Origin of the sequence: Methylomonas sp. MS20 (genome assembly GCF_050275925.1) — a bacterium.
Classification (GTDB): domain Bacteria; phylum Pseudomonadota; class Gammaproteobacteria; order Methylococcales; family Methylomonadaceae; genus Methylomonas; species Methylomonas koyamae_A.
In genome coordinates, this window is sequence record NZ_CP189962.1 from 5428948 (window position 1) to 5442080 (window position 13133).

The window sequence follows — 13133 nt, forward strand, 5'->3', positions numbered from 1 at the left end:
GAATAAACTTGAATTGAAAATAAGTCTATATATGGACTTTGTCAAGCGACTGCCGCCGAACGAAAAAGATCGCGTGGAAAAGACCGAAGGCAGAGCGATTCCGTAGCCCAAGTCGGAAACCGCGATACCGTATTCCGAATACGGAGGGATGATCAAAAAGCGGTCATGCCGCGCGCGTTAACTAACGGCGGCAAACCAGCCATATGCCGCCAATGATTGGGTATTTCTGATACCGGATGTAGGGTACGCATCGCGTACCCTTTAAATTTTGATCGTGCGGTTAAGTGCTTTTACCAGATGTAGGGTGGGCAAATTTGCCCACCATTGCAACCCGCGTGGGCACAAAAAGCCGTGCCCGCGCTTGGCTAGACTTGACTTGAGTCTGTCAAATTTGTTTGGGTTCGGACCTCAACTCAACCTACCGTGCTGGCGCCTGCGACTCATCTCGATCGCAGCTTCTGTCGTGATAAATACATACACTTCCTTGTTGGTTTCCGTATTCTGCAGCCTACTAATATGCATTGGCTGAGCGACAACCGAACCAAACAAGTCTCCTTTGGAAAAGACGTCCTGGTACGGGACTAGCTTCTCAAGGTCGCCCCACGTGACTTGGACCAGCATAAAGCTCATGTTCTCTGGCACCCCGGAACCGGCGAATTTTGTCTCAATCTTGGTCTTTGCTTTCCCCCAAATCAGTTCAACCACCTTGTCCCGAGAAGGAGTAGGCCAGCCGGAGATATCTACATTCGAGACTTCAACCAGATGTTGTCGCTCCCCGTCCGAAAGCAGATAGTCAATGCTATTACCATTTGAAAGTCTGTATTCTACCTTGAGCAACCTATAGACGTTACTACTCAACAATTTCGCCAGGACGCAAAGTTCACCGACGTAGCTCTGGATTCTCGACTCGTTGTCGTCAAAGTTGAGAAACAAGTTTTTCATCGTCGAGCGAAACTCACGGCAGAGTGCTGGATCAATGTTCTTCATGATGACGGCGCATTGCGCCTCAATGAATGCTAGATAGTCTACTGCAAAAGGAACACCCTCTTCGGCTTTCCAAATTAGGTCTACCAAGCTGTTCTCGATGTAAAAACTCTCGGAAACAGCTAGTTGTTTTTCATAGAAGGCATATCGAGTTTCAAAACGATTGAATACAAGAGAGATATCTGCTGGAGTTGGATCGAAAAGTTTCATCACGTTTGGAAGAAATTGTTTGAGGTATCTGGAGAAGTCTTCAACGTCAAACTTCGCTTGTCTCTTCTTAGTCATAATTTCCTGGTCAATCTAAGGCGCACCCCAGCGGCCGGAGGTTGCGAACTTGAACGCAGCTCGTGGGTGGTAGAGGCGCTAGCCGAAACCCTTCAAAAATACCATCGATTACGCCAAATCCAATTCAGGATAGATGTCGCCCGCCCAATCTTCCGGGAGAATGCCGCGTTTGACGAAGTCTTCCGCGCTTCTAATTCGATGCCCCCAAAACCGTCTTTGCCGCTTGTGCCCGTTGGGTAAATACCGCGTTCCTGTTTGTGTTCACGGCTTTTGGAAATTCGTTCGCCTTTTTCAACCTATTTGGCTTCGATTGATGGGTTTCGCTTCGCACTAACCATCCTACTGTCGGCAATCGGCTCACCCCCGGTCATTGGGTAACTCCTATCGGTCGATTGCTAGCATTCACCACCCACTATTCCGACGCAAGAGGCCGTGAGTAATACCGCGCGCCTCCTCATCAGCACTCGATCAAATTCACCGCCAAGCCGCCGCGCGAGGTTTCCTTGTATTTGGTTTTCATGTCGGCGCCGGTTTCGCGCATGGTTTTGATGACCTTGTCCAGCGACACAAAATGTTTGCCGTCGCCGCGTAGCGCGATCCGCGCGGCGTTGATGGCCTTGACCGAGCCCATCGCGTTGCGTTCGATGCAAGGCACTTGCACCAGGCCGCCGACCGGATCGCAGGTCAGGCCCAGATTGTGTTCCATCCCGATTTCGGCGGCGTTTTCGACTTGCTCCGGGGTGCCGCCCAGGACTTCGGCCAAGGCGCCGGCCGCCATCGAACAGGCCACGCCGATCTCGCCCTGGCAACCGACTTCGGCGCCGGACAGCGAGGCGTTTTCCTTGTACAAAATCGCGATGGCCGCCGCCGTCAGCAGGAAGCGGATGACGCCGTCTTCGCTGGCGTCCGGGCAAAACCGCCAGTAATAATGCAGCACCGCTGGGATAATGCCGGCCGCGCCGTTGGTCGGGGCGGTGACGACTCGGCCGCCGGCGGCGTTCTCCTCGCTAACCGCCAACGCGAATAGATTGACCCATTCCATCGTGCCGACCGGTAGGTTCGGCGTCTGGCTGGGAATTTCGCCGGTCAATTGCCGGTGCAGATTGGCGGCGCGGCGCTTGACCTTCATGCCGCCCGGCAAAATGCCTTCCTCGTGCAAGCCGCGTTCGACGCAAGCCTGCATCACGTGCCAGATGTTCAACAATTTGGCGCGGATTTGCTCCTCGCTTTGCCAGGCTTTTTCGTTGCTCAGCATCAGCTCGCTGATCGGCTTGCGGTGGGTGTGGCAAAGCTTCAGCAGCGCGGCGCCGGTGCGAAACGGGTAGGGCAAGCGGGTATCGTCGTGGGTCAGTTGGTCCAGCGCCGCCGCCGCGTCGGTGACGACGAAGCCGCCGCCGACCGAATAAAAATCCGCTTGGGCCAATTCGGCGGCGTCCGCGTCGAACACGCTGAAGCGCATGCCGTTGGCGTGATAGGGCAGCGCCTTGCGGTGAAACAGCAAGTCGGCTTTTTCGTTAAACGGCAACGGATAACGTTGCAGCAGGTTCAACAGGCCGGTATCGCGGATTGCCGCCAAGCGGGTCGGGATAATCGCCGGATCGATCAAGTCCGGCGCTTCGCCTTCCAGGCCCAGCATCACCGCCTTGTCGCTGCCGTGCCCCTTGCCGGTGGCGCCCAACGAGCCGAACAGCTCGATTTTGACCCGGCGTATCGCCGGCGCGATACCGCGTTGCTCCATGTTGGCGGCAAAGGTCGCCGCCGCCCGCATCGGCCCGACCGTATGCGAACTGGACGGGCCTATGCCGATTTTAAAAATGTCGAAAACGCTGATTGCCATGAAGGTTGCCCGAAATTCGAAAGTAATATCGGCAGTTTACCAATTGCAGCGCAAAACACCTCGTCGATCGGCATTCTCGGCGGCACCCGGCCGGCAAACGGCGGCGAACGGTTTCTCGCTTAGCCGCGAACATCGCACAGACCCCAGACGAATGCGATAATCGTGCCCACCCTTTACCAAGCATTCGAAGTCCGCGATGACCAACCCAACCGACCCCGCAGCCTTCCTGGCCGCCAGCGAATACATCGACTGGCGGCATCCGGCCGTTTTGGCCCAAGCCGCCGTTTTGGCGGCCGGCGCGGACGGCGATGAAGACATCGCCAAACGCTGCTTCGAATTCGTCCGCGACCGCATCCAACACAGTTGGGATTACCGCAAAAACCCGGTGACCTGCCGCGCCTCCGAGGTTTTAAGCCACGCCACCGGCTATTGTTACGCCAAGAGCCATTTGCTGGCCGCGTTGCTGCGCGCCAACCGAATTCCGGCCGGCTTGTGCTACCAGCGCCTATCTCTAGACGGCGACATTCCGCCGTATTGTCTGCACGGCTTGAACGCGGTGTATTTAACCGACCACGGTTGGTACCGGCTCGACGCGCGCGGCAACAAAGCCGGCGTCGCCGCCGAGTTTTGCCCGCCGACCGAACGCTTGGCCTTCGAACCGCGCGCGCCAGGCGAAACCGACATCGCCGGTATTTGGGCCGAACCGCTGCCGCCGGTAATCCGGGCCTTGACCGCGCACGCCGACATCGAACAGGTTTACCGCCATTTACCCGATTTCGAGCCTGGCGATTTTGGCCCGGCCTTGCTCCCGTTCCACGGCCAACGCAATGGCGCGCATCAAGTGCCATAGCCCGGCTTCCCAACGCATCCTCCCAACCATCGCCGCTGAGCCCCATGTACAGTCCCGAACAGTTCGCCGAACCCCGCATAGAAGTCATGCAAGACCTAATCCGCCAATATCCGTTGGCGACACTGGTGACGCTGGCCGGCGACGGTCTGAACGCCAACCACATTCCGCTGCATTTATGCGGCGACGACGGCTCGGCTTACGGCTGCTTGCGCGGTCACGTCGCCAGAGCCAACCCGCTGTGGCGCGCCGACGAGTCGTCCACGGAACTACTGGCGATTTTCCAAGCCCCGAATGCCTATATTTCGCCAAGCTGGTACGCCAGCAAACGCGAAACCGGCCGGGTGGTGCCGACTTGGAATTACGCCGCCGTCCACGCCTACGGCCGTTTGCGAGCCTTGGACGATCCGGTCTGGATACGCGAACAAATCGCCGCTATGACGGCGGCACAGGAGGCGGCGTTCGCCGAGCCTTGGGCCGTCGCCGACGCCCCGGCGGATTTTACCGAGCGCCTGCTGACCCAAATCGTCGGCATCGAAATCCGGATAACGCGCTTGCTGGGCAAATGGAAAGTCAGTCAAAATCAACCGGCGGCGAACCGGAGCAGCGTGATCGCCGGCTTACGGGAAGCCGGGCACGACGACATGGCCGACTTGGTTGCGGAACGCTCCGAATCCGCCGCCCGCAACCCACCCGAAACTTGAACGACGGACCTCATATGGCCAGAAATATCGAAATCAAAGCCCGAATCGCCAGCGTCGCCGCGCTGCTGCCGCTGGTCGCCGGTATCGCCGATCAGGGACCGTTCACGCTGACACAGGACGACACCTTTTTTCAGTGTCCGAACGGCCGCCTCAAGTTGCGGGCGTTTTCCGACAACAGCGGCGAACTGATTTTCTACCAGCGTCCGGATCAAGCCGGACCGAAAACTTCGTTTTATCGAATCTCGCCCACCGACGCGCCGGCCAGCCTGCGCGACGCGCTGACGCTGGCCTACGGCACCATCGGCCGGGTCCGCAAGCAACGCACCTTGTTCTTGGTCGGCCGCACCCGCATCCATTTGGATCAGGTCGAAGGCTTGGGCGATTTTCTGGAGTTGGAAGTGGTGTTGAACGACGCCGAAAGCGAAGCCGCCGGCCGAGCGGTCGCCGACGGCTTGATCGCGGCGTTGGACATACGCCCGGAACAGTTGCTGGCCACCGCTTACCTGGATTTGCTAGCCGAGGCTAGGCCTTCCGAGGATTCGGTAGCAAACTCGAATCGCGACGATGAAACGCCATCTGCTTAGCGCCGCGCTGCTGCTGACCGCGCTAGCCTGCTATTGGGCCGGCTATGCCGGCGCCGGCACGATAGCCTTCGCGGTCGGCGGCGTTTTCGAGGCCGGGTTTTGGTACCGGATTTTGTTCGGGCCGATGGCGGACAAAGAAAAAGAGTAGGCGATTATCTTAGGCAGGGATGGACATTAGCCGGTTTTGATCTAACTTCAGATGTCGGAAATCGGAAATCGCAAGCCGAATCGACCATTACCCAAACGGCGGCGCGCGAACCGCCGTCGCCCCTCCACACCCGCCAATCCAACCAGCCTATCGCCTAGGAGGCATCATGCCATCGAAAACTCTCCCCCAACAAAACGGCAATTCTTGCGCGGCGCATTGCACGGTCATTGCGATCGCCGAACTTTCTAACAATCAGCTGTGTTTGGACCAGACATTTGCCGAAAAAACCGTCTGGCCGGCCATCCAATTCGTATCCACGGGCGGTTTGGCGCCCGGAATCGACCAGCTCGCCGCCGCCAAAAATAGCGACCCGCGCAAAATCATCACCGAAACCGACAAAATCTCGAACAAGACGGTAAAGGCCGAGTTGGTTTGCGACGATAGCCAAAAGACCGGCGCGCTGGTTTACGTAACCGACCTCGCAACAAAACAAGGGCTGGGTTCGCTGTTTAATTTGATTAAAGGCGGCGGGACAAGCACCAGCCTTACGCTAACCGACGGCGTTTTCTATAACGCCAGCTACTTGATGTTTAACGGCGCCAAAGCAGCCACCGGCACCTTTACCGGTATGCACAATATCTTGGTGACCCGCGAAGGCGGCAAGGATTACTACTACAACCCCAACGAAAACAAACCCGGCTGGAGTTTAACTTCGGATTGGAAAGTACTCGACAACCAAAACGGCGGAAACCACAGCTACGTGTTCACGGGCGTTTGCGTGGAGATGAAAAAGTAGGGCAAGTTGACGATCAAAAAAAGGATTTCGCGCTGAGTATGAAACACGTCCTTCCGGGAGAGGCTTTAACTGCGATTACCGGTGTGTCGGCCGGATAATACCTAGGCTCAACGGTCGGTCGGGCACTCCGCCGCCGATGGCAATAGCCCGTCCGTTTTGGCTTGGCGCAATGCCTTGAGCGAGTTCGGCCAAAAATAAATTTCGTCGACCGGGCCGTCGTAGACCGAAACCCGCAGATCGTCGGCACTCGAGTCCAAAGCCTCACCGAATTCGTGGTCGCTTACCCAGACCCATTGCTTGCGCTCGACGTGCAAGCATTCTCGCTGCATCGCCAGCACGTTGGCCGGCACGAACGGCACTTTCGCGACGAAGGTTAGAAACGCTGAGTCCGGCGACCGGGACGGCCCGCGGATATTCGCATCGGTAAGCGCCGCCAATCGATAGACGCAGTTCGACTCCTCGAAAAACTCCCTGGCGGCCGTCTCAATTGGCGATTCGCTACCTTCCCGCGTGCCGCCGAAATGCGCCCAACCTTGCCGTCCCGGCGCGTCGTCGAACGCCAACAGATGAAGAATCTGCCCATTCCGGCACGCATACGCCGCAATGCCGGCCGGCGGCCCCGGTTCGGCAACGGATGAGCCGACGAGAAACCATAAAAATAAGGCAATAGGCACCGAAAGAATGAAGCGCATGGTTCGAACTCCCCGAAGGCAATGTATCGATCGGCCAATACTATACGGCGACTTCTCGATGGCAAATAGCGATTTTCCGCCGCGTTAAAAATTCGCGACCGGCTGGTGTCCATGGCAATTGCCGAGTTATACGTCATAAGCTTTCGAACCATGCCGTATCAATGCTGACGCGTTCCACGAGTTCCGTTTTTACCCCGAGCGCCAACTCTTTCAATTTCTCCGCTAACTCGTCGCCATCAACCAGATCGATTGGCGGCGCACCATCTCTGGTGACTTCTTTTACGGGGAAACGTGAAAACTCATGAAACCATGGATACGGGCAATGCCTTCGCTTCAATTCCGCAATCCAGACGGCACGAACGAATCGAAGCTTGCCATCATCCGTGGCACTGGATGCCCGTTTCCCGGCGGGCATGACGGCGTTGCTTAAATCCGAAAACCTTATTTCAGTCAGGCGCTTTTCTTGAAATGATGAAAATCCTGAATGCTATCTAACTCAGCCTGTTCAAATTGCTGGGTTTGATAAAGATCCCAACGAATTTGTATATTCAGCCAAAAATCGGCGGACATGCCAAAAAAACGGGCGAGCCGTAAAGCAAGGCTGGAGTTAACGCTATCATTTTGCTGAATCAAATCCTCGATTTTTTGCAGAGGCACATGAATCGCTTCGGCCAATTGCTGACCCGTGAATTGCATCGGCTTTAAAAACTCTTCTTCCAACATTTCGCCCGGATGAGTGGGTTTTCTATGGGTTGGTATGCGTACCATGGGTCACCTCTAGTGGTAATCGACGATTTCGACCTCGTCCGGCCCTGACTCCGACCACTTGAAACAAATTCTAAACTGATCGTTAATGCGAATACTGTATTGCCCTTTTCTGTCCCCCGATAACGCTTCAAGACGATTCCCCGGCGGAACCCTTAATTCCTCCAGAAAAATGGCCGAATCCAACTGATCGAGCTTTCTAGCGACGATTCGCCAAATGGCTTGCGGGCAAGCTTTTCTGGCGATCGCCGAAGATACGCCGTTGAAAATATCTTCGGTAGCCTAATCTTTGAATGCAACGATCATGAACACAGCTTAACAAGCATCGTTTAGTCCATTCGCCAATGGATTCCCGGTAAACTCATCCGAAGCTTGGGGCGGCGAGCCTTACCTCATTCGAATCGTAGCACGGCCTCGCCCGTTTTAACCAGATAAACGCCGATACAACGCCAGCATCCGCTCCGCGATCCCGCCGTCGCTGCAATACAACACGCCGCAATGGTTTAGATAAGTCGAGCCTTCCGGATTCAAGGCCAGCGGCCGGCCGCGCATGTCGCTAAACGGCGCGCCGGCTTCGCGAAACAGGCAGGCGGTGGCGGCATAGTCCCAGATGCTGCCGCCGCCGACTTGGGGTTTGGGGTATTTGAAGTAGCAAGCCGGGGTTTGCAGCGCCAGGCAGGCGTTCAGGGCCGCGCCGCCTTGCAGTTTCAATTCGGTCTTTGCGTAGCCCAGTTCGGCGGCGATGCGCTCGAGCTCGGGCAAGGTCGCGGCGTAAAGCGGGTCGTCGGCGAAGCTTTTATCGGTGACGAAGGTCAGGATCGGGCTGCTCGGACGCGCCGGCAACCGTTGCCGATTGCGCCAAGCGCCCCGGCCGGCAACGGCGCTATACAAGGTTTGGCTCAACGGGTCGTAGACCACGCCGATCGCCGGCGTGCCGTCGCGAGCCACCAGCGCGATGGCCACCGAATAGCCCGGCACGCCTTCGATAAACGGCAAGGTGCCGTCCAGCGGGTCTATGCACCAGAAATAATCCCGGTCCAGCCGCGCCCTATCGTCCGGGCTTTCCTCGGACAACAGCGCCAAGTCGTAATGCGCGCAGGTCGGCAGCAACACTTGCAAAATCACATCCTGGCTGAGATGGTCGACTTCGGTGACCACTTGCGCGGCCAGGCTGGCGCCACCGGCCTTGGTGTTGACCGCTACCTCGCGCGCGGCGTGGCGGGCGATCAGTTGGCCGGCCTGGTAGGCGGCCGAGATCGCGGCTTGGCCGAGCAGGTGCAAGTCCAGGTCGCTCAATCGCATTGGACCTCCTTCAGTTGGGTTATCACTTGCCGCGCCAGCCGTTCGCTGTAGCTGTCGCGCGGCCAATGGCCTGGACTCCAGCCTTTTAAAAAGCGGTGAAAATCGGTCCAGGCCAGCGGATACAAGGCCCGCCAGTCGCGTTCCAGCGCGTCGGCATCGATATCCGGGCGCTTGACGCTTAAGGCCCGGCGCAGTTCGGCGAAATACACCGCCAACAATTCGGCCTCGCGCCGTTCGCATTCCGGCAAGGGCAAGCAACTGTCGATGAAATAGGCCACGTCCTTGACGCCGGGCCCGCCGCCGACGTATTGAAAATCCACCGCCGCGACTGGGCCGCACTCGGCGAAGCAAAAGTTGTCCAGCTTGGCATCGCCGTGGACCAGGGTTTGAAACGGGCTGGCGCTCAGCGCCCGGTCGATCGCGGCGGCGGCCTGTTGTAACGGCGGATCGTTCAACGCCTGCAACTCGTCGGGCCGGGTCGCCAGATGCCAGTAAGTGCCGGTCGGCCACAAGCCCTCCGGCTTATCGCCAAGAAAAGTCGCGTGAAAATTCGCCAGCCAGGCCAAACAGGCGCTTAAATCGTCCTCCGTAATCCGCGAGCGGCGCCGGCCGAAACCGGCGGCATCCAGGTCTTCCAGGATCAGCACCACTTCGTCGCCGAACCTGGCCGAAGCCAAGCTCGCCGGCACCCGGCAAGCATGATCGCAACGCGAACTCCAATCGCTATACCAGACGGTTTCGACTTGATAGGAGCGCAATTTGCGCCGGTGCGAGAGGTCGCCGTGCCCGATGCGCGGCGGCTTGACGTGCTTGACCACGACGCCGGCGCGGTCGGCGCCGTGCAAGCGGTAGCGGACGATCCGGCCGTAGCCGCTCCACAGCCGTTGCACGACTTGGTGCGGCTCGGTCTGGACGGCGCCGGTGGCTTGGCAAATCAGGGCGGCGATGTCGGGCGGCATAAGCAGTCGGGCTGAGAAAATCGTCATTATACAAAGCGGCGATCTGGGTTAAGGTAGAGCGACCTTTGCACTCAGGATTTGCGATGAACTTTGCCTCCGACAACTGGGCCGGCGCTCACCCGGCCATCGCCCAACATTTGCTGGCCGCATCGGCCGGTTTCGCCGCGCCTTACGGTGCCAGCGAGCTGGACAAAGCGATCGAATGGCGCTTTAACGAACTGTTCGAACGCGAGGTGGCGGTGTACTTCGTCGGCACCGGCACCGCCGCCAACTCGCTGGCGCTGGCCGCGATCAACCGGCCCGGCGGCGTGACCTTCTGCCATCGCGAAGCCCACATGCTGGAAGACGAATGCGGCGCGCCGGAATTTTTCACCCACGGCGCCCGGCTGGCGGCGGTCGACGGCGAGTTGGGCAAGCTCGATCCGGCCAAGCTGGCCGCCGAAATTCGCCGCTTTCCGGCCGATTTCATCCACGCCGGCCAGCCGATGGCGGTGTCCATCACCCAAGCCAGCGAAATCGGCACCGTTTACCGTCCCGACGAAATCGCCGCGATCGCCGAGGTGGCGCAAACCCACGGGCTGCCGCTGCACATGGACGGCGCCCGCTTCGCCAACGCCTTGATCGCGCTGGACCTGACGCCGGCCGACATGACCTGGAAACTCGGCGTGGACATCGTATCGTTCGGCGCCACCAAAAACGGTTGCTGGTGCGCCGAGGCGCTGGTGTTCATGAACCCGGCCGCGGCCAAGGATCTGCCCTTCATCCGCAAGCGCGCGGCGCAGTTGTTTTCCAAAAGCCGCTTTATCGCCGCGCAATTCCAGGCCTATCTGCACGACGGCCTGTGGCTGGCATTGGCCGGCCACGCCAACGCGATGGCCGCGCAACTGCAACAAGGCATCGCCGCCTCCGGCCGCGCCCGGCTGGCCTGGCCGGCCGAAGCCAACGAGGTGTTCGCGATTTTGACCCAGGCCGACGCCGCCCGGCTGCGCGCGGCCGGCGCGGTGTTTTATCCGTGGAATCCGCCGCACGCCGCGCCGGGTCTACTCGCCGAGCACGAAACCCTGGTCCGCCTGGTCGCCAGCTTCGCCACTAAGCCGGACGACGTGGAGAGGTTTATCGATGTGTTGGGTTAATTGATACGGCGGAACCGCCGACGCGTTCCGCCGAGTTTTCACCGACCAAAAAACGCAAAAACCCCAAGGTCTGGGGATTCTAGGGTTACCGGCATGAATAAAAATGAATCATGGAGACTAGCGCCACGCCCGATGATTCAAGCATTTCGCTGATTACAAAGCCGTCCCACCCTTGGCTAAGCTCCAGCGACATGCGGTGTCGAGTATTTTTGCCCGGCCGACTACCAGCGATACTCGGCGCCGAATGTTTTTTGCTCGGCCGACCACCAGCGATACGAACCCACCTTTCCCGCCAGCCGGAGTCGCCCAAACAACTCGGCCGGAGTACAAACCTAGGTTTGTACTCCAATGCAACTATCCCCTGGCGCCAAGCTCCGCAGCGAGAAATCGAGTGGATAGGCTTAACAACATCTCGGCCAGAACTTGCCCCGCCTAATCGAGCAAAACGCGGTTTATTTAGGCTCAGGGAAGTCCATCAAACGCCCCGCCGGAATCGCGGGACAGTGGTTGGGGATTGAGGTCAGGTAGGGCGGAAGCCATCAGGCGTTCCACCTTACGGGTTTGATCCACCAGCTGGAAGGAGAGCACTGTTGGCGCCGAACTGAAACCGCCTGTCGATAGCGCAACGACGACAGCAAGAGACAGGAGCACCGAGGCGAGACGGAGCATGACGGCTAACGTAGAGCTAACCGGGCGCGGCACGAAAAGCTGAAAAAATAAGACTGCATCACAACCCCGCTCCGGTTGAGCGCCAGGTTAGGCTCTCGCATGCCAAATGGCGGGATCTCTGCTGCAATGAAATACCGCCAAGACAACGATGCGATGATCTTCTGCGCGAAAATAAACGTTGTACGGGAAACGATTGGCAACAACACGTCGTATGTCCGCACGAACAATGGCAAACTGGAGCGGCTGTTTAGATGCCAGCGATACGCAACGTTCAATTTCAGCCATGAACTCAAGTGCAAGACCAATTCGCTTGGCCTCATACCACGCACTTGCCTCGATGAACTCTGCACTGGCGGCACGATGAAACGTGACGCGCAGACTCATTGCCTGATTTTGGCAAGAGCAGCGGCTTTTACTTCACTCCAGGGAACTACATCATCGGGGTTGGCAAGGTGGTCCGCGAGGCGGCGGTCAAGTTCCGTTTTTTGCGCTTCGGTCAACGATGGCGTGGCGCCACGACTAACAATACCATCCCATATAGCTTCAACCAGTTCGATCTGCTCATCAATGCCAAGTACACGAGCTTGCTGTAAGAGTTGTGTATTCATGATCTGGCCCCCGTTCAAAGCTAACTAAGAATTCTACCGAGCTTTGCTGCCAATGTCGAACAGAGGGCTAACGTGAAAGTGAGCTGACCTGCGCGGCTTTTCGCGCAGGTCGCCTCGAACGCAGGGTTAGGGTTAGGTTTCATGGATGAATTCCCTGCTTACTCGGTAGTGCCGTCGTGCTCGATCTTGCGAAGCACGACATGAATGGTGGCAAGGTAGCGGAAATAGAACATCCAACTTAACCAAAGAACCTGGTAGGGTACGCACCGCGTACCTTCTTCATCGGAAACCTCGAAAATGGCATGCGGCGCATGCATGGCTGTTGTTTACGATTTGAAAACCCGCCAATCAGGAATTTCCAATACCTAACGCTCATGAAACAGTTGCGTCGCCCCGGCAAATGAAAGTCCCTGGCGTGGGAGCGGCTCTAGCCGCGATTGACAACGCTACGACACCGAATTGAGTGACCGCTTCGGGTGACTTTCAGAGTAATGAATCGGTAACAGCGTGTCGCGTGGGCACAAACACCGTGCCCACCCTACCTGGCTGTAGGGTGGGCAAGTTTGCCCACCGGTAGCGTTTGATTCCGCGTGGGCACTAAATCGTGCCGACCTTACATTACTACCCGCCAACAATTCTACTCGCGGCGGGGTTAATCCCCTGATGCCGCGCCGAGCACCGAAGGGTTCGAGCGGAAATTGCCCGGCAGGGGCGCGGCAGGGATGCCGCGCGTTTTTGGAGGGCTATGGATAGCCCTTCCAAAAACCCCGCTCAAACCCGCAGGAGCGCAGGATACAAGCGGCATGGGGTGTCCTTTCTT

16 protein-coding genes are annotated in these 13133 nt (G+C 58.0%); 6 read left to right on the plus strand and 10 right to left on the minus strand.

Annotation, left to right across the window (positions count from 1 at the left end):
* Positions 1-408: 408 nt before the first annotated feature.
* Positions 409-1269, minus strand: a complete 861-nt coding sequence (locus ACQE3D_RS24250; protein WP_064027694.1) for a hypothetical protein — start codon at positions 1267-1269, stop codon at positions 409-411.
* A 457-nt stretch (positions 1270-1726) separates the two neighbouring features.
* Positions 1727-3106 (minus strand): L-serine ammonia-lyase, encoded by a 1380-nt coding sequence (locus ACQE3D_RS24255; protein ID WP_281021814.1) that lies wholly within the window; start codon positions 3104-3106, stop codon positions 1727-1729.
* Positions 3107-3302: 196 nt separating this feature from the next.
* On the opposite strand from ACQE3D_RS24255, the gene ACQE3D_RS24260 reads away from it, so the two are divergent.
* The 5 genes from ACQE3D_RS24260 to ACQE3D_RS24280 all read left to right on the plus strand — a co-directional run bounded on the left by ACQE3D_RS24260 (position 3303) and on the right by ACQE3D_RS24280 (position 6185).
* Complete coding sequence (locus tag ACQE3D_RS24260) at positions 3303-3956, plus strand: transglutaminase-like domain-containing protein (RefSeq protein WP_313730960.1); 654 nt, start codon at positions 3303-3305, stop codon at positions 3954-3956.
* 44 nt (positions 3957-4000) lie between these two features.
* Complete coding sequence (locus ACQE3D_RS24265; protein WP_313730958.1) at positions 4001-4657, plus strand: FMN-binding negative transcriptional regulator; 657 nt, start codon at positions 4001-4003, stop codon at positions 4655-4657.
* Between the two features lie 14 nt (positions 4658-4671).
* Positions 4672-5241 (plus strand): class IV adenylate cyclase, encoded by a 570-nt coding sequence (locus ACQE3D_RS24270; protein ID WP_313730957.1) that lies wholly within the window; start codon positions 4672-4674, stop codon positions 5239-5241.
* On the plus strand, positions 5222-5389 hold the full coding sequence (locus ACQE3D_RS24275; protein WP_313730956.1) for a hypothetical protein: 168 nt from the start codon (positions 5222-5224) through the stop codon (positions 5387-5389). Before ACQE3D_RS24270 ends, ACQE3D_RS24275 begins: the two co-directional genes overlap by 20 nt.
* A gap of 166 nt (positions 5390-5555) precedes the next feature.
* Complete coding sequence (locus ACQE3D_RS24280; RefSeq protein WP_313730954.1) at positions 5556-6185, plus strand: hypothetical protein; 630 nt, start codon at positions 5556-5558, stop codon at positions 6183-6185.
* Positions 6186-6292: 107 nt separating this feature from the next.
* Here ACQE3D_RS24280 and ACQE3D_RS24285 read toward each other — a convergent pair whose 3' ends face one another.
* The 6 genes from ACQE3D_RS24285 to ACQE3D_RS24310 all read right to left on the minus strand — a co-directional run bounded on the left by ACQE3D_RS24285 (position 6293) and on the right by ACQE3D_RS24310 (position 9903).
* The gene (locus tag ACQE3D_RS24285; RefSeq protein ID WP_313730953.1) at positions 6293-6877 is read right to left on the minus strand and encodes an NUDIX domain-containing protein; all 585 of its coding nucleotides are present in this window, start codon (positions 6875-6877) and stop codon (positions 6293-6295) included.
* A gap of 133 nt (positions 6878-7010) precedes the next feature.
* On the minus strand, positions 7011-7292 hold the full coding sequence (locus tag ACQE3D_RS24290) for a hypothetical protein (protein WP_313730952.1): 282 nt from the start codon (positions 7290-7292) through the stop codon (positions 7011-7013).
* Positions 7293-7327: 35 nt separating this feature from the next.
* Positions 7328-7645: a HigA family addiction module antitoxin gene (locus ACQE3D_RS24295; RefSeq protein ID WP_313730951.1), complete on the minus strand. Its 318-nt coding sequence runs from the start codon at positions 7643-7645 to the stop codon at positions 7328-7330.
* Positions 7646-7654: 9 nt separating this feature from the next.
* Entirely contained in the window at positions 7655-7912 is a 258-nt protein-coding gene (locus ACQE3D_RS24300; protein WP_427501662.1) for a type II toxin-antitoxin system RelE/ParE family toxin, read from the minus strand.
* Between the two features lie 153 nt (positions 7913-8065).
* Positions 8066-8944 carry a 3'(2'),5'-bisphosphate nucleotidase CysQ family protein gene (locus ACQE3D_RS24305; protein ID WP_313730948.1) on the minus strand — a complete coding sequence of 293 codons (879 nt, stop codon included), beginning with the start codon at positions 8942-8944 and terminating at the stop codon, positions 8066-8068.
* Positions 8935-9903 carry a phosphotransferase gene (locus tag ACQE3D_RS24310; protein ID WP_313730947.1) on the minus strand — a complete coding sequence of 323 codons (969 nt, stop codon included), beginning with the start codon at positions 9901-9903 and terminating at the stop codon, positions 8935-8937. The genes ACQE3D_RS24305 and ACQE3D_RS24310 overlap by 10 nt, the downstream gene beginning before the upstream one ends.
* An 83-nt stretch (positions 9904-9986) precedes the next feature.
* Here ACQE3D_RS24310 and ACQE3D_RS24315 point away from each other — a divergent pair, with 83 nt between their 5' ends.
* On the plus strand, positions 9987-11036 hold the full coding sequence (locus ACQE3D_RS24315; RefSeq protein ID WP_313730946.1) for a threonine aldolase family protein: 1050 nt from the start codon (positions 9987-9989) through the stop codon (positions 11034-11036).
* A 756-nt stretch (positions 11037-11792) separates the two neighbouring features.
* On the opposite strand, the gene ACQE3D_RS24320 is transcribed toward ACQE3D_RS24315, so the two are convergent.
* Positions 11793-12089, minus strand: a complete 297-nt coding sequence (locus tag ACQE3D_RS24320) for a type II toxin-antitoxin system RelE/ParE family toxin (protein ID WP_313730945.1) — start codon at positions 12087-12089, stop codon at positions 11793-11795.
* Positions 12086-12313, minus strand: coding sequence for an addiction module protein (locus ACQE3D_RS24325; protein ID WP_071160799.1), 228 nt, complete (start codon positions 12311-12313; stop codon positions 12086-12088). Before ACQE3D_RS24325 ends, ACQE3D_RS24320 begins: the two co-directional genes overlap by 4 nt.
* Positions 12314-13133 lie beyond the last annotated feature (820 nt).